This window comes from Cellulomonas persica (assembly GCF_007989825.1).
Lineage (GTDB): Bacteria > Actinomycetota > Actinomycetes > Actinomycetales > Cellulomonadaceae > Cellulomonas > Cellulomonas persica.
The window spans coordinates 179,273-195,481 of sequence record NZ_BJUA01000005.1 but is presented as its reverse complement, the minus strand read 5'-3'; the positions used below and the strand labels follow the sequence as shown (position 1 = coordinate 195,481).

Annotated in this window: 10 protein-coding genes; 6 read left to right on the top strand and 4 right to left on the bottom strand. The window is 74.7% G+C overall.

The window, feature by feature from the left end; genetic code table 11:
* Positions 1–253: 253 nt before the first annotated feature.
* The 4 genes from CPE01_RS06815 (at position 254) to CPE01_RS06800 (ending at position 5,624) form a co-directional block, all read left to right on the top strand.
* Positions 254–1,633, top strand: a complete 1,380-nt coding sequence (locus CPE01_RS06815; RefSeq protein ID WP_146805897.1) for a hypothetical protein — start codon at positions 254–256, stop codon at positions 1,631–1,633.
* Positions 1,624–3,405, top strand: a complete 1,782-nt coding sequence (locus CPE01_RS06810) for a YcaO-like family protein (protein ID WP_146805896.1) — start codon at positions 1,624–1,626, stop codon at positions 3,403–3,405. Before CPE01_RS06815 ends, CPE01_RS06810 begins: the two co-directional genes overlap by 10 nt.
* Positions 3,406–3,640: 235 nt before the next feature.
* The gene (locus tag CPE01_RS06805) at positions 3,641–4,888 is read left to right on the top strand and encodes a M20/M25/M40 family metallo-hydrolase (RefSeq protein ID WP_186811439.1); all 1,248 of its coding nucleotides are present in this window, start codon (positions 3,641–3,643) and stop codon (positions 4,886–4,888) included.
* A 73-nt stretch (positions 4,889–4,961) separates the two neighbouring features.
* Positions 4,962–5,624, top strand: coding sequence for an HAD family hydrolase (locus CPE01_RS06800; protein ID WP_146805894.1), 663 nt, complete (start codon positions 4,962–4,964; stop codon positions 5,622–5,624).
* Here CPE01_RS06800 and CPE01_RS06795 read toward each other — a convergent pair whose 3' ends face one another.
* Both CPE01_RS06795 and CPE01_RS06790 read right to left on the bottom strand, forming a co-directional pair.
* The gene (locus CPE01_RS06795; protein WP_186811438.1) at positions 5,625–6,560 is read right to left on the bottom strand and encodes a cation efflux transmembrane domain-containing protein; all 936 of its coding nucleotides are present in this window, start codon (positions 6,558–6,560) and stop codon (positions 5,625–5,627) included.
* Entirely contained in the window at positions 6,557–8,356 is a 1,800-nt protein-coding gene (locus tag CPE01_RS06790; RefSeq protein ID WP_146805892.1) for an SLC13 family permease, read from the bottom strand. Before CPE01_RS06790 ends, CPE01_RS06795 begins: the two co-directional genes overlap by 4 nt.
* A 155-nt stretch (positions 8,357–8,511) precedes the next feature.
* On the opposite strand from CPE01_RS06790, the gene CPE01_RS06785 reads away from it, so the two are divergent.
* Both CPE01_RS06785 and CPE01_RS06780 read left to right on the top strand, forming a co-directional pair.
* A complete protein-coding gene (locus CPE01_RS06785) occupies positions 8,512–9,876 on the top strand; it encodes a M20/M25/M40 family metallo-hydrolase (protein ID WP_146805891.1) in 1,365 nt (454 codons plus the stop codon).
* 2 nt (positions 9,877–9,878) lie between these two features.
* Positions 9,879–11,444: a YfcC family protein gene (locus CPE01_RS06780; RefSeq protein ID WP_146805890.1), complete on the top strand. Its 1,566-nt coding sequence runs from the start codon at positions 9,879–9,881 to the stop codon at positions 11,442–11,444.
* Positions 11,445–11,478: 34 nt separating this feature from the next.
* Here the strand turns inward: CPE01_RS06780 and CPE01_RS06775 are convergent, their stop codons facing one another.
* Entirely contained in the window at positions 11,479–13,047 is a 1,569-nt protein-coding gene (locus CPE01_RS06775; RefSeq protein WP_146805889.1) for an HNH endonuclease signature motif containing protein, read from the bottom strand.
* A gap of 136 nt (positions 13,048–13,183) precedes the next feature.
* Complete coding sequence (locus CPE01_RS06770; RefSeq protein WP_146805888.1) at positions 13,184–16,012, bottom strand: cellulose binding domain-containing protein; 2,829 nt, start codon at positions 16,010–16,012, stop codon at positions 13,184–13,186.
* Between the last annotated feature and the right edge of the window lie 197 nt (positions 16,013–16,209).

The window sequence follows — 16,209 nt, the reverse complement described above, 5'->3', positions numbered from 1 at the left end:
GACGACGCGGGCGCGCAGGCGCTGTGGGCGACGCTCGAGCCGGTGCTCCGCGCGGGCGTCGAGCCCGAGCGGCTCCTGGCCCGGGTCCCGCAGCGCGGCCGCGACCTCGCGGCGAACATCCTCGCCCGGCTCGACGCGCACCAGCTGCTGCGCGAGGTGGACCACGACACGCTCGAGATCCCGGCGCTCGTCCACCTCGAGGCAGTCACGCGCCGGCCGGCGGCGGCCGCACGGCTCGTTCGCCACGACGACCGTGCGGGTCACCGGGGACGGGCCGGTCGCCCGCGCGGTGGCCGCGCACCTCGAGGCGGTCGGCTACGGGCACGTCGTGACGCAGCCGAGCGCTCCCGGCGCGGGGGATCGCGTCCCGCACCTGCTCGCGCGGGTCGAGCGGCTGTGCGCCGACGACACGTGGCACGACGTCGCGTTCGCGTTCGGCGACGCGCGCACGACGATCGTCGGGCCCCGCAACCGCGACACCGACGCCGAGGTCGAGGCCGCGGCGCTCGCGCGCCTCGCCCGGCAGGGCGCGTCCGGGCGCCCGACCGCCACCTCGCCGGGCGGTACTGCGCACGGCACCGCGTCGAGCACGACGCCCGGCACGACGCCCGCCTTCGCCCCCGTGTCCGCACCCGTCCCTGCACCCGCTCCCGCGCACGACCCGCTGACGGTCGCGCTCGTCGCCGCCCAGCTTGCGCTCGCCGTGCTCGACTCGACCGGACGTCTGGTCGAGGACGGCGACCCGCAGCGGTGGCCCGAGCTCCTCGTCACGACGGACGGGATCGTCAGCGAGCTCCGGCTGCACGTCGCGCTGCCGCGGCTCTCGCGCGACGGGCGCGCGCTCGACGTCGACGCGTGGTCCGCGAGCGAGCCGCACGACGACCACGGCGACCCGGCCGCGATCGCGCGGCTCGAGCCGCTCTGGGACACGGTCCTCGGCCTGGTCGGCGAACCGCTGCCGCTGGACCTGCCGCAGCTGCCCGCCGGACTGGCGGCGATCGTCGACGACGACGGGCGCACTCTCGGCGGCGTCGGGGCCACGACCGCGGCGGCGCGCCTCGACGTGGCGCTCGGTGCACTGCGCGTCGCCGCCGACGGCCCGGTCGGGCACCTGCCCGGGATGCTCGGGCTCGGCACCTCGGCGGCGGCCGCGCGCGTGGACGCGGTGGCGCGGCTCGTCGAACGGTCCGACCTGGGCTGGCGGCCGCTGTGGCGCGAGGTCGAGACCCTCGGTGCGGACGTCCGCTCGCTGCACGTGGCACTCACCCGCCACCTCGGGCGGCCCGTCACGATGTCGATCTCCGCGTCCGAGGTCGGGCTGCACCGCGTCGACGTGCGCGACCCCGACGGCGAGCTCCTCGGACGCGCGGTGGCCTCGGGCGTCGGTGCCGCCGCGCACGGTGCGTTGCTGCGCGCCGTCGGGCTCGCGCAGTGGCAGACCTCGGGCGCGCACCTCGTCACCCCCGACCCGGTGATCGACGTGCTCGACACGCGCTCGCCCACCGTCCGCGTCCAGCTCGACCTGTGGGCGCGCTCGGCCGTCGAGACCGGCGCGCTGCTGCTCGTCGTCCCCGAGCGGGCCGACGACTGGAGGACCGTCGGGCTGCACGCGGTGGTGGCGTCATGGAGCTGACCAGCGACGTCGCCGAGGCCGTCACGATCGCCCTGTCGCGCGGTCGGTCTCGTCTCGCGGTCTCCGGTCCGCGCTCGCTCGCCGTCGGGGTGCACGGCAGCCACGTGCTCGTCGGGCCGCTCGTCGCGCGCGACGGCCTGGGCGGGTGCGCCGACTGCGCGCTCGCGTGGTGGTCCGACGTCTCGCCGCACACCGCGGGCGGGCCGCCGGTCGACACAGGGCTCGACTGGGCGCCCGTCGTACGGGCGATGGTCGCGCGCGTGCTCGCCGACCCGCCGGGGCTGTGGCGGCGCGCGGTGCTCGTGCTCGACCGGGACAGCGGGCAGCTCACCCTGCACCGGTTCCTCGTGCACCCCGCGTGCGTCGCGTGCGCGAACCCCGCCAAGCCGCCCGAGCCGCTGGACCTGCGCACGCCCCAGCCCGCGGTCGCGGGACCGCTGCGCACGCGCGGGTTCGACCGCGAGACGCTGCGCGAGCACCTGCTCGACCCGCGGTTCGGGCCGGTCGCGCACGTCGCGCGCGACGAGGAGTCCCCGCTCGCCCTGGTCACCGCGCAGACCGCGGTCCCGGGACGCTCGCGGCGCGAGAGCGGGACCGGTCGGGCCCCGACGTTCGCCGCGAGCGAGGTGCCCGCGATCCTCGAGGGCCTCGAGCGTGCGCTCGGCGGGTACCGGCGGCCCGCGGTGCCGGTCGTCGTCGCGTCGTGGCGCGAGGTCGCGCACCTCGCCGTGGACCCGCGTGCGCTCGGTGAGCACGAGCCGTCGCTGCTCGCACGTGGCACGGGGTACGAGCAGTTCGAGACGAGCAGCGCGACGAGCTGGGTCTGGGCGCGCTCGACGCTGCACGACCGTGCGGTGCTGGTCCCCGAGCACGTCGCGTACTGGCACGAGCGCGGGGTCGGCTCGCGGTTCGTCGCCGAGTCGTCCAACGGGTGCGCGGTGGGCGGATCGCGCGAGGAGGCCGTGCTGCACGGGCTGCTCGAGGTGATCGAGCGCGACGCGTTCCTGCTCGCCTGGTACGCGCGGGCCCGGCTCGTCGAGGTGCAGCCGGCCGACGACGGCGAGCTCGCCGCGCAGCGCGACGTCCTCGCGGCGCGCGGGCTGCACCTGCGCGTGCTCGACCTGACCTCGGACTTCCAGGTGCCCGTCGCGCTCGCGGTCGTCACGGCCGACGAGGAGACGGTGCGCAGCGGGCAGGCACCCGCGCTGTCGCTCGCGTCGAGCGCCGCGGCCGACCCGCTCACCGCGATCCAGGAGGCCGTCGAGGCGTGCGTGACCAAGGCCGTCATGCACACGACGTGGGTGCGGCGGCGCGAGTCGCTGCCCGTCGAGCAGTGCCGGCCGCTGCTCGAGGACTTCGACCTGGTCCAGACGCACGAGGACCACACGGGCCTGCACGGGCTGTGGGAGTCCCGGGGGCTGTGGGAGTTCCTCGAGCACCCGGCGGGGACGATCACCGAGGCCGAGCTGTGCGCGCGCCCGCGCCTGGCGACCGGCGACGTCGCGCTCGCGCTGCGGCAGCTGCTCGAACGCACGCACATGCTCGGCATGGACGTGGTCGTCGTCGACCAGAGCGCGCCCGAGCTCGTCGACGCGCTCGGGCTGCACGCGGTGAAGGTGCTGGTGCCCGGCACCGTCCCGCTGACGTTCGGTCACCGCCACCGGCGCACGGTCGGCATCCCTCGCCTCGCTCGCGCGGCCTCGATCCTGGAAGGAGCCGTGCCGTGGGACGACGACCCGCGCCCGAACCCCGTGCCGCACCCGTTCCCGTGAGCGTCCCGGGGACGCCTTAGCTCGTGCGCTCGCTCGACGCAGGGGGGCGAGCGAGCGCATGGAACTCCGCACGGTTGTGCCGCCGCTGGGCGCGCACCGCCACCGACGGCACAACCGTGCGAGCACCACCAGCCGGCGGGAGCACGCGCCGGCAGCACCGCAAGGAGGATCCGATGACGCACGGGCTGAGCACGCGGGCGCCCCGCGGCGAGCGCCGGCGAGAGGGCGGGCGAGGGTGACCACCACGACCGTTCCCGAGCCCCAGACCCTCGACGACGACCGCGCGCGGGCCGCGCAGGACCTGTACCGCGCGCTGCACGCGGCGCCCGAGCTGTCCGGTCGCGAGCGGGAGACCGCCGCGCTCGGTGCCGCGCACCTGCGAGCCGCGGGCGCGGACGTGAGCGAGCGCGTCGGCGGGCACGGCGTCGTCGGGGTGCTGCGCAACGGCGCCGGGCCGGTCGTCGCGCTGCGGGCCGAGCTCGACGCGCTGCCCGTGACGGAGGCGACGGGGCTGCCGTACGCGTCGAGCCGCCGCACGACCCTGGGTGGTCGGCAGGTCGGGGTGTCCCACGCGTGCGGGCACGACGTGCACCTCGCGGCGGCGCTCAGCGCGGTGGACCAGCTCGCGACCACGCACGACGCGTGGTCGGGCACGCTCGTCGTGCTGCTGCAGGCCGACTCCGAGACCGGCCGGGGCGCCGCGGCGATGCTGGCCGACGGCCTGGCCGCGCGTGTCCCCGCACCGGACGTGCTGCTCGCCCAGCACGTCAACCCCGACCCGCTCGGCACGGTGACGTTCGGCGCGACCGCGATGCTCTCGTCGTCGGTGGCGCTCGCGGTCACGCTGCACGGGACGGGCGGGCACGTCGCGCTCCCGGGCGGGGGCGTGGACACGGTCGCCGTGCTGCTCGACGTGCTGGCCGCGGCCGGGGACCTGGCCGCCGAGGCGGGCGTCGAGCTCACGGTCAGTGCCGTGCACGGCGGCGCGTCCCACAACACGCTGCCGCACGTGGTGCACGCCGAGCTGACGCTGCGCGGCGCCGACGAGCGCGTGCTCGACGTGATCGCGGACGAGGTCAGTGCGCTCGCGCGGCACGTCGCGGACCGCTCGCGCTGCCCGCGGCCCGCCGAGGTCTCGCGCGTCGCGTCGTTCGGGGACGTGCGCAACGACCCGGACGCGGCGCGACGCGTGCACCGCGCGTTCGTCGGCCGGCGCATGCCCACCTACCCGCTGACCGCGCCGTCGCCCGCGAGCGACGACGTCGGGGCGCTCGCGCACGGCCTGGGCTGCCCGCTCGTGTACTGGTTCCTGGGCTCGGCCGACCCCGCGCTGCTCCTGGCGGCGCCGTCGTCGCCGCTGGGCGCGTCGGGTCAGCCGACCGCCCCGCCCACCAACCACGCGCCGGACTTCGCGCCGCACCCGCAGACCGTGGAGCACGCGACGCGCGCGCTGCTGGTCGCCGCGGGTGCGTGGCTCACCTGACCTGACCGCGCGCTAGCGTGGCGCGACGCCCGGGACCGCGGGCGGCCGGGAGGCGCGTGAGCCGGGGGTGAGGATGCACGCGATCGCGTTCGTCGACGTCGACGAGACGCTGCTGACGATCAACTCGATGGGCGGATTCCTCGTCGCGCACGAGCGGGCCCGCGGACGCTCGTCGGACGAGGTCGCGGCGCTGCTCGCCGAGATCGCGGCGCTCGACGTCGGCGGCGACCGTGACGCGGTGAGCCGCGCGTACTACGCGACGTTCGCGGGCGCGCGCGCCGACGACCTGCGGACCTTGGGCGAGCAGTGGTTCGCGGGGCTCGCGGCGGACGTGCTGCACCCGCAGGTGGCCGACGAGCTCGCAGCCCTGCGCGCCGCGGGCACGTTCCTCGTGCTCGTGTCGGGCGCACCCGGCGCGACGGTCGCGCCGGTGGCCCGGGCCGTCGGTGCGGACGCGTGGTTCGCGACCGTGCAGGAGGAGCGCGACGGCCTGCTGACCGGGGTGGCGAGCGACACGATCGTCGGCGAGCGCAAGGCGGACGTGGTGCGGCACGTCGTGCGTGAGCGCGGCGTCTGGTCCGCCGCGTGCGTGGCGTACGGCGACCACGCGAGCGACCTGCCGATGCTCGAGGCCGTCGGCACGGGCGTCGTCGTGGGCGACGACCCCGTGCTCACGGCGGCCGCGGAGCGCCACGGGTGGCGCACGCTCCCCGCGGTCCGCGCGGGTCGCGCCTGATCAGCCGGCGAGGGTCGGATCGGTCGTGAGCTCGATCGTCGCCCAGACGTCGAGCGGCAGCGCGTCGAGGCGCGCCGTGAGCGCACGGCGGACCGCGTCCTCGTCGTCGACCTCCCAGCCGTGCTCCCCGACGACGAACGTGACCTCGACGTACATGCGGCGACCCAGCTTGGTCGCGCGGACCGTGGGTTCGGGCAGGTCGAACTGCTCGCGCGTGCGCGTGACGGCGTCGTCGAGGGCCGCGGCGAGCGTCCCGGTCGGCGCGCCCTCGAGGAGCTCGTGCATGCCGTCGCGCACGAGCCGCACCGGCAGGTGCACGACGAGCGCGACGGCGACGAGCACGAGCACGGGGTCGACGTGGTCGGCGAGTCCGTCACGACCCGCCGACCGCAGCACCGCGGCGACGACGCCGCCCACCGCGACGACGAGGCTGAGCACCGCACCCGAGCGCCACGCGACGACCTCGGCACGGGCGAGCTCCGACGCCGGGGCCGTCCGCGCGACGAGCACCGCCACCAGCCAGGACGCGGCGGCCGATGCGACGCCGTAGACCATGAGCACCGTCGCGGGCACGGGAGAGCCGCCCTGGAGGATCGTGCCCACCGCGGAGACCACGCCGTACAGCAGCGCCGCGAGCAGCGCGGCACCCTGCACCGCCACGGCGAGGGGTGTCGCCGCGGACCGGCCGAACGGGAAGCGTGCGGAGGGCGGCGCGTTCGCCGCACGGGACGCGAGCAGGGAGACAGCGACCAGCCCGATCCCCGCGAGCATGTAGACGCCGTCGAACACGAGCACGTCGGCCTGGACCAGCACGCCCCACGTGGCCGCGGCGAACCCGATGACGGCGGAGGCGAGGATCGAGACGACGAGCGCGCGGCGCTCGCGGCGGGCGTCGTCGGGCGGCTCGTCGGGCGGCTCGTCGGACGGCCCGCTCACGTCGGCCACACCACCGGGATGAGCGCGAGCGCCACCACGAACCACGCGACGGTGACCGCAGCCCCGAGCTTCCAGTAGTCGCCGAACCGGTACCCCCCGGGCCCCATGACGATCATGTTGGCGGGTGTCGCGATGGGCGTGAGGAACGACGCCGCTCCCGCGACCGCGACGAGCATGAGCACGGGTGCGGGTGCGACGCCTGCGTCGGCGGCCGCGGACAGCGCGATCGGCGTGACCACCAGGACGGTCGCGGTGTTGCTGACGACCTGGCCCAGCACGAGCGTGAGCAGGAAGAGCGCGGCGAGCAGCAGGTGCGCCCCACCGCCGGACACCGCCGCGACGATCCCACCCGCGACGAGGTCCGCGGCGCCGCTCGACGAGATCGCCGCGGACAGCGGGATCAGACCGCCGATGAGCACGAGCGCCTGCCACGAGACCGACCGGTACGCCTGCTGCGGCGTCACGACGCGGAGCAGCACCATCGCGACGGCACCGACGAGCCCCGCGACCGCCGGGATGGTCACGCCCGAGGCCAGCAGCGCCACGGTCACGGCCATGACCGCGAGCGCTCGCCACGCCGCGGCGCCGAGCGGGGCGTTCTGGCGGCGGACCGCCGCGGGGTCGGCGACGACGAGCACGTCGTCGTCGCGCTCGAGCTGCTCGACGGCCGGCCACGGCCCGTGCAGCAGCAGGAAGTCCCCCTCCGCGGCGATCGTCTCGCGCGGACCGCGGTCCTTGCCGAGCCGTCGGACCGCGAGGACGGTCAGCCCCGAACGGACCTGCCCGGGGAACACGCGCTGCCCGATCAGGTCGGACCGCGGCGCGACGACGACCTCCGCGACGCCGGCCTCGCGACCCAGCAGCGCCTCGCGGGTCTCGTGCGTCAACGGCGTCGCGACCACCTCGACGCCCGACTCCGCGACGAGCCGTGCGACCTGCGACGACGTGCCCGTGACGACCACGACGTCGTCGGCCCGCACGGCCTCACCCACGTGGCCCGGCGCGCCGTCGGCGTGCTGCACGCCCACGACGACGACGCCCTCGGGTGCCGGGACCGCGTCGGGCGGCGCGCCGACGAGCGGCGAGCCGGCGCCGACCCGCACGCGCGTGAAGCCCTCGTCGAGCCGGTAGTGCTCGAGCATCGCGGTGAGGTGGTCCGACAGGTCCGCAGGCAGGCCCTCGGCGTCGCGGTGCGGCAGCAGGCGCGGGCCCAGGAGCAGCACCACGCCGATCGTCACGAGCACGAGCGGCACACCCACGACCCCGAACTCGAAGAACCCGAAGCCCTCACCGGTCGCGTCGGCGAGCGCGTCCGAGACGATCACGTTCACGGGGCTGCCCGAGAGCATGAGCAGACCACCGGCGCTCGCGGCGAACGCGAGCGGCATGAGCAGCGACGACGGCGACCGTCCCGAGCGGCGCGCGGCGAGCACCGCGACCGGCAGCAGCGCGGCGGCCGAGCCGTTCGGGGTCACGAACGCGGTCAGCACCGCGGCGAGCGCCATCACCGCGATCAGCAGGCGACCGCGTCCGGTGCCCGCGCGCGCGACGATCTCGCGTCCCGCCCACGCGGTGACGCCGGCGGACTCGAGCCCGCCGGCCAGGATGAACAGGCACGCGATGAAGATGATGATCGGGTCGCCGAACCCCGCCACGACCGTGCGCGCGTCGACCAGACCGGTCACCAGCAGGGCCAGCGAGCACAGGACCGCGACCGCACCCACCGGCAGCCGGTTCCAGACGAACAGCGCGACCGTGGCGCCCAGCACGATCAGGCTCAGCGTCGCATCGCTCACGTCGTCCCCTCCGTGGCCCGGTGGCGCCGGACCGCCGCAGACGGCCCCACGACGCAGTCTGCCGCGCCGCGCGTGCCCAGGCCGGACAATGCACCACGAATCTCTTCGCGCGCCAGGGGGTGCGCTCACGTGGCCCCTACAACTACGTTCCGTCTATGAGCAGTGACCCACTGGGTGACGACGCCATCGCGGCCGGGGCCGCGCGCCTGCTCCCCACGCTCGTCGACGACGTGGTGCGGCTGTCCCGCATCGCTTCGGTCGCCGCGCCGGGCTCGCCGCCCGGCCCGCTGCTCGAGGCGCACGACGAGGTCGTCGCGCTGCTGCGCCGCGCGGGCGTCGAGCAGATCGACCAGATCCTGCTCGACGGCATGACGGCGCCGACGATCGTCGCCGACGTGCCCGGACCGCCCGGCGCTCCGACGGTCCTCATGTACACGCACTACGACGTGGTGCCCGCGGGCGACGAGGCGCTGTGGAGCAGCCCGCCGTACGAGCCGGTCGTCACCGACGACCGCGTCGTCGGCCGCGGCGTCGCGGACTCCAAGGCGAACATCGCCGCGATGATCGGCGCGCTCGAGCTGTACGGCACGAAGCCGCCGGTCACGCTGCGGTTCGTGCTCGAAGGGCACGAGGAGTTCGGCAGCGTCTTCGAGGAGCACCCGCCCGCGTCGCCCGAGACGTACGCCGCGGACGCGATCGTCATCGCCGACGTCGGCAACGTCCGTCCCGGTCAGCCCACGCTCACGATCGGCCTTCGCGGGTCCGTGACCGTCACGGTCGAGGCGCGGACCCTGGGCTCGGACAAGCACTCGGGCCAGTTCGGCGGCGCGGCACCGGACGCGCGGACCGCGCTCGTGCGGGCGCTCGCGGCGCTGCATGACGACCAGGGCGCGCTCGTCGTCCCGGGCCTGCGACGCGACCCGTGGACCGGTTCGACGTACAGCGACGACGAGTTCCGCGAGCTCGGCGAGGTTCTCGACGGCGTCCCGCTCGTCGGCGACGGCGACCTCGGCTCACGCATCTGGTCCGGCCCCGCCGTCACGATCATCGGCTTCGACGCCCCGCCGACCACCGCGCCGCTGAACGCCGTCGCCTCGTCGGCCAAGGCCGTGCTCAACCTGCGCGTGCACCCCGCCCAGCCCGCCCAGGAGGCGGGCGAGGCGCTCACCACGTTCCTGCGCGGCCTCAAGCCGTTCGGGATCGAGCTCGACGTGCAGGTCGGCGAGGCCGGCAACGGGATCCTCGCCGCGACGGGCGGCCCCGCGTTCCGCGCCGCCGAGCGGGCGCTGCGCGTCGCCTGGGGCGCCGAGCCCGGGACCATGGCGCTCGGCGGCTCGATCCCGATCGTCATGTCCTTCCACGAGGCCCAGCCCGCCGCCGAGAAGATCCTGTTCGGCGCGAGCGACGGCTACTGCAACATGCACGGCCCGGACGAACGGCTGCTGATCGACGAGCTCGAACGGACGGTCGTCGCGATGGCGACGTTCTGGCGCGAGCTCGCGGCGACGAAGGAGAGCTGAGCATGAGCGCGACGACCGCCGAGAAGCCGCCCGACGTCGCACCGCGCAAGAAGCGCAGCCTGAAGTTCCCCACCGCGATCACCACGCTCGCGATCGTCACCGTCCTGGTGTGGGTCGCCGCGATCTTCATCCCGTCCGGCCGGTACCAGACCGACGACACCGGCGGCCCGATCCCCGGCTCGTTCGAGGAGGTCCCCTCCCCGCTCGAGGGATGGGACCGGATCCGCGAGCTGATCCTGTCGCCGGTCAACGGGCTCTACGGCATCCAGGACGCCACGAGCGGCTTCGTCAACACGGAGAACGTGGGCCGGATGTTCGGCTCGATCGGCGTCGTCATGTTCATCATGGCGCTCGGCGCGTTCATCTCCGTCAGCTTCTCGACGCGCAGCCTCGAGGTCGCGGTCTCGTCGATGGCGCAGCGTCTGGGCTCGCGTGGCTGGCTGCTGATCGCCGCGATCATGGTGCTGTTCTCGCTGCTCGGCTCGACGATGGGCTTCTCGGTCGAGACGTTCGGCTTCTACCCGCTGCTCATCCCGCTGTTCCTCGCGCTCGGGTACGACCGCATGGTCGCGGCCGCCGCGATCATCCTCGGCGCGCTCACCGGGTCGATGGCCTCCACGGTCAACCCGTTCTCGATCGGCGTCGCCTCTGGCGAGGCGGGGGTGTCGATCGGCGACGGGATCGTGCTGCGCGTCGTGCTGTGGGTGCTGCTGACGGCGATCGCGGTCGCGTTCGTCCTGCGCTATGCGGCGAAGGTGCGCCGGGACCCCTCGGCGTCGATCGTCGGGCACGTCGAGGTGGCCGACGACGAGGAGGAGGCTTCACCCGTCGAGCCCGGGACCAAGCTCAGCCGCACGCAGACGTGGGTGCTCGTCATCACGGGGCTCACGTTCGCGCTGATGATCTTCTCCGTCATCCCCTGGTCGAGCATCTTCGGCGCGACCGCCGGACCGGCCGAGGACGAGCTCGTGCACGCCACCGCGACCGAGCCGTACTGGTTCGAGCTCGGCTGGTGGTTCCCGCAGCTCACGATGCTGTTCGTGCTCGCCGCGCTGCTCGTCGGCGTGGTCGCTCGCATGGGAGAGTCGACGATCGTCTCGCTCATCGGGCGCGGCGCGGCCGACATGATCGGTCCCGCGATCGTCATCCTCCTGGCGCGCGGCGTCTCGGTGATCATGACGAACACCGAGACGCTCGACACCGTGCTGCACGCCATGGAAAGGGCCGTCGAGGGCGCCTCCGCCGCCGGGTTCGCGGTGCTCGTGACGCTCGTGAACATCCCGCTGGCGTTCCTCATCCCCTCCTCGTCGGGTCACGCGACGCTCGCGATGCCGCTGCTCGCCCCGTTGGGCGACTTCGCCGGCGTCTCCCGCGCGCTCGTCATCACCGCCTTCCAGATGGGCCACGGGCTCATGCTGCTGTTCGCACCGACGAACGCGGTCGTCGTCGGTGGTCTCGCGATCGCCAAGGTCGGCTACGACAAGTACCTCAAGTTCGTCTGGCCGCTGCTGGTGATCAACCTCGTCCTCGTGGTGACGGTCATCGGCATCGCCGCCGCCACCGGCTGATCGGCCACCCCGGGCCGCCGACCGGCGTCGGCGGTCAGCCCGGCGTGTCAGGCGGACCGTCGGCACGGCCGAGCCCCGACCGCACGACGTCACCACGACGGGTGCGGAACGTGTACACGACCGCCCCGACGGGCCGCGCGAAGGGCGACGACCGAGCGCCACCCGGCGGGGCGCCGGTCACCGAGTCTGCTACCGAGCCGGCCACCGAGTCGGCCACCGAGTCGGCCGACGAGACTGCCGAAGCACCCGCCGACGGGTCGTCCGGCGCCCGCCCCGTCGCCGGCAGCCCGCGCAGCGGCGGTGGCGCGTGCCGCACGATGGTCAGATCCCGCTCGTGCACCACGTGGTGGTGGTACGAGCACAGCAGCACACCGTTCTCGACCGACGTCGGGCCGCGATCCCTGTCCCACCACCGGATGTGGTGGACCTCGCACCACCGCGCGGGGCTCCCGCAGCCGTCCCACGCGCAGCCGCCGTCGCGTGCGATCACGGCACGTCGCAGGTGCCCGGAGTAGAGCCGCTGCGTCCGTCCGACGTCGAGCGGGCGACTCTCGGCGTCCATGACGACGCGCGTCAGCGCGCAGTCGCACAGCAGGCGCGCGACCTCGCTCGCCGGGACCGGTGCGCCGTCCTCGTCGGTCGCGGCAGGGACGTCCGTCAGCGCCGCCGCGAGCTCGTGTGCCGGGCTGTGGGTCGCGCCCGGACCCGTCGTCGCTCCCTGCCCGCTCGAGCGTGGCCCGTCGTGCAGCGCGCGCGTGAGCGTGCGGAACGTCTGCTCGCCGAGGACGACCGACACGTGCGGCCGAGACGCCGCACCCGAGGCGGTCTCGGGCGCCGCCAGTGCGTGCTCGGCGAGCGCCACGAGCGCGTCCGCACGGCGTTGCTCCGCCGTGCGGACGTCGTCCTGCGCCGGACGGCCCGCTGCCGCCTCGAGCGCGAGACGCAGCCGGTGACCCGCACGCGCGTCGAGCATGCCCTGCACGCGCGTCCCCGACGGCAGGTCGGTGACGAACAGGTGCCGCCGCTCGCGCTGCACCGCGTGCTCACGCTCGACGGAGACCGGGTCCGCCTGGGCGACGAACCTGTCGACCGCCCGGGCGTACTCGCGTCCGTCCAGACGCCTGCCCAGCGCGACGAGCTCACCCTGGACCGCGGGCGAGGCGAGGGCCGCCGTGACCGCTGGGGTGGCCCGCGCCGCGACCCGTGCGAGCACCCCGACGTGCGTCGGTGAGAGCTCGCTGGCCAGCAGTGCGTCCTCGAGCTCGGGCATCGAGGTCAGGATGCGCGCGTCGCGCAGCTCGGCACCGGCCGCGCCCGCTCCGGCTCTGCTCCCGCGACCACGCCACGCCGCGAGGTCCCGGTCGCCGTGCCCCTGCCAGGTCCCTGCAGCCTCCTCGGCCTGCAGCACGTGCGCCTTCGCTGCCGTGAGCGCGGCGACCGCCTCGTCGATCCGGGCCAGGACCGCGTGCCGGTGCGACTGCTGCCAGGTCGCGGCATCCCGTGCCCGCACGGCGAGCTCGCGCGCCGCACGGCCCACGCGTGCGGCGTCGTCCGCGACACCACCGTCCACGGCGGGGCGGAGCTCCACGAGGCTCGAATGCATGTTCGAACCGTACCGATGTGTCCGGACACGCTCTCGCCGTCATCCACAGGTGCAGGCACCGGGGAGCGGACGAGGCGTCGGGCGGGCACGGGGACCCGCCCGACGCCTCCGCGTCAGCGCGCGACGGCCGCGGCCGTCACGAGACCGTGCAGGAAGTGCCGTTGAGCGTGAAGCTGGTGGGCTTCGGGTTCGAGCCGGTGAAGCTGCCGTTGAACCCGATGTCGACCGAACCACCCGCCGCGATCGTGCCGTTCCACGGCGCGTTCGTGACGGTCACGGCCTGACCGTTCTGCGTGTACTGGCCCGACCAGCCGTTGACGACCTGCTGGTTGCCCGGGAAGGAGAACCTCAGGGACCAGGAGCTCAGCGCGGTCGTCCCGGAGTTGGTGATCCGCACGGACGCCGAGAACCCGTTCGGCCAGTCGTTGGTCGAGTACGCCACCGCGCACCCGCCGGCGGGCGGTGGCGTCGTCGTCGGCGACGCGGTGGGCGTCGGGGTGGGCGTGACCGTGGGTGTCGAGGTGACGGTCGGCGTCGGAGTGACGGTCGGCGTCGGCGTGACGGTCGGCGTCGGCGTGACGGTCGGCGTGGGCGTCGGCGTCGGCGTGACGGTCGGCGTGGGCGTCGGGGTGCCCGTGGGCGAGGTGCCCGTGTTCCCGACGATGATCCCGCGCCCGTTCGTCGCGACGTACACGCGCCCGAACACGTCCGGGTCTCCCGTGATCGCGGCGCCGGTCCAGGCGTACTGGTGCTCGTCGTCGTTGATCCGCGTCCACGTGGCACCACCGTCGAGTGAGCGGAAGAACCCGCGCACGCCGTCGTACTGCGACGTCGTGTAGATCGCCGGGTACGTCGCCCCGGCGGCCGCCTTGCCGAACCCGACCGCGCCGCCGTCGGTGAAGCCCGCGAGCTTCGTGAACGTCGTGCCGTAGTCCGACGAGCGCCACAGGCCGTTCTCGGCTGCGACCCACACGTGGCCCGCCTTGCCCGGGACGGCGGCGAACCGGATGTTGCCCGTGGTGGCGAACCCGGTGGCAGCGGACTGCGTGAACGTCGCGCCGGAGTCACGCGAGACGTAGAACCTGCCTGCGGCCACCGCGTAGAACGCCGCGGCGTCCGCGCGGTCGGACTCCACCCGCGCCTGCGCGGGCACCCCGCTCGACGCGGTCCACGTCGACCCGAGCGTCGTCGACCGGTGCACGCCGGCGCCGTCGGGCGACCACACGATCGTCGTGCCGTCCGCCGAGACCGCGACCGTGCCCCCACCCGTGACGCCCCCGGGCTCCTGCCCGGCCCACCACGTCGAGCCCGACGAGGTGGACACGCCGATGTGCGACTCGGTGCTCCCGTCGGCCGTGTTCCCGACGCGGACCATCGTCGCCGGCTTCGTCCCGGCGACGTCCACCGACGTCCCCGAGCTGTGGAACGGCTGCGTGAACTGCCGGGCGGGGACCTTCGTGATGTCCGTGTGCACGAACCCGCCGAGGTCGCCGAGCGCGGACACGAGCTCGACGGCCCCGGGAGGTGCGGCCAGGTCGAGCACCGCGGTCTCCTCGATGCCCTGCGCCTTGACCGTGAGGTCGATCTTCCCGCCGCGGTCCCAGGCGGTGAGGTTGTCGGTGCCGTAGATCGTCGCGCCCGTGCCGTACATCATCCGGTCGGAGTCGAACGGGTCGATCTCGAGCGACTCGGTCATCCAGCCGAGCTTGACCGGCGGCTCGGGCGGCTGCGGGTTCGTCGCGCCGAACGCGAGCCACGGCGCCGCGGAGATGTCCTGCGTGTAGCGCAGCGTGCGGTCCGGGTAGCCGTTCCAGTCCCAGATGCGCGACCACGTGGCGCCGCGGTCCGTCGAGCGGAAGATGATGATGTCCGGCCACCACGAGACCTGCGTGGCGACCATGATCGTGTCCGGGTCCTGCCGGTCGACCGTGAGCCCGGAGTAGCCGAAGTAGTCGTCGGCGCTCGTCGAGGGCACGGGCGAGATGCGGGTCCACGTGCCGCTCGTCGCGTCGAGCCGCCACACGTCACCCTTGGCGCCGTCGTACGGGCCGCCGGTGTCGCTCGTCGCGATGTAGAGCTGCTTGCCGACCTCGTCGAACACGCCCTTGTGCGGCAGGAAGCCCGTCGGCTGACCGGGCACGCGGGACCACGTGGTGCCGCCGTCGGTCGAGCGGTAGACGCCGTTCGCCTTGTCCGCGACGCCCACGTAGATCGTCTGGCTGCGGCTGCCGGGCGTCCCGCTCGTCGGGTCGAACGTCACCCACACGACGCCCTGGTTCGACGTGAGGTAGGAGTTGCTCGACGTCGGGTCCTGCGCGTAGGTGCCGGCGTTGGGGAAGCTCGTCACCTTCGCCCACGTCACGCCCGAGTCGGTGGAGCGCCACAGGCCGTTGCCCCCCTCGGTGCCGAGGTACAGGACGCGGCTGTCGTTCGGGTCGATCTGCAGGCGCTCGCCCATGCCACGGCCGGGCATGTTGCCGCCGACCTTGAACGGCAGGTCGGTCTGCTGCCACGTCTCGCCCCGGTCCGACGAGCGCAGGATGGCGCCGTTCTTCGGGTCCCAGTCGTTGGTGTACGTGCCGACGGCCGCGTAGACGCGGTCGGGGTCGCGCGCGTCGGTGGCCAGGGACAGCACGCCGGTGTGCCCCCAGTCGTCCCAGCCGACGTGGTCGAGCAGCGGGACCCAGCGCTGCGTGGACGTGTCCAGGCGGTACGCGCCGCCGATGTCCGTGCGGGCGTAGACGAGGCCCTGCTCGCCCCGGTTGTAGACGATCCCGGGGACGAACCCGCCGCCGACGACCTCGACGTTGCCCCAGGTGTAGCCCGCGGCGTTGGGTGGGTCGGCGGCCTCGGCCGGGCCGGCGGCCGTGACGACCGCGGCCCCCGCCGCGGCGAGCGCGGCAGCGAGGACGCACGCGGCCGCGCGCCGCGCGACCGGGGTCGGCGAGATGGACGGAACACGCATCCGCTCACTCCTTCGTGGCGTGGTGCCCCGCCGCGGTGCCGCTGGCGGGACGCCGGCGCCCAGGCGGCAGCGCGGCAGCCGCGACGGTAATCGAAGCGCTTCGACCGCCACAGCCCACGAACCGATTACGCCCCCGCCCCGCCCGGGGCATCCACTACCGGAGCGCGTGCGGGTGACGAGCGCTGGGTCGGCGGTGG

Coding starts and splice junctions, on each gene's coding strand:
- CPE01_RS06785 (WP_146805891.1), top strand. CDS start 8,512: ATGAGCAGTGACCCACTGGGTGACGACGCCATCGCGGCCGGGGCCGCG.
- CPE01_RS06770 (WP_146805888.1), bottom strand. CDS start 16,012: ATGCGTGTTCCGTCCATCTCGCCGACCCCGGTCGCGCGGCGCGCGGCC.
- CPE01_RS06800 (WP_146805894.1), top strand. CDS start 4,962: ATGCACGCGATCGCGTTCGTCGACGTCGACGAGACGCTGCTGACGATC.
- CPE01_RS06775 (WP_146805889.1), bottom strand. CDS start 13,047: ATGCATTCGAGCCTCGTGGAGCTCCGCCCCGCCGTGGACGGTGGTGTC.
- CPE01_RS06780 (WP_146805890.1), top strand. CDS start 9,879: ATGAGCGCGACGACCGCCGAGAAGCCGCCCGACGTCGCACCGCGCAAG.
- CPE01_RS06810 (WP_146805896.1), top strand. CDS start 1,624: ATGGAGCTGACCAGCGACGTCGCCGAGGCCGTCACGATCGCCCTGTCG.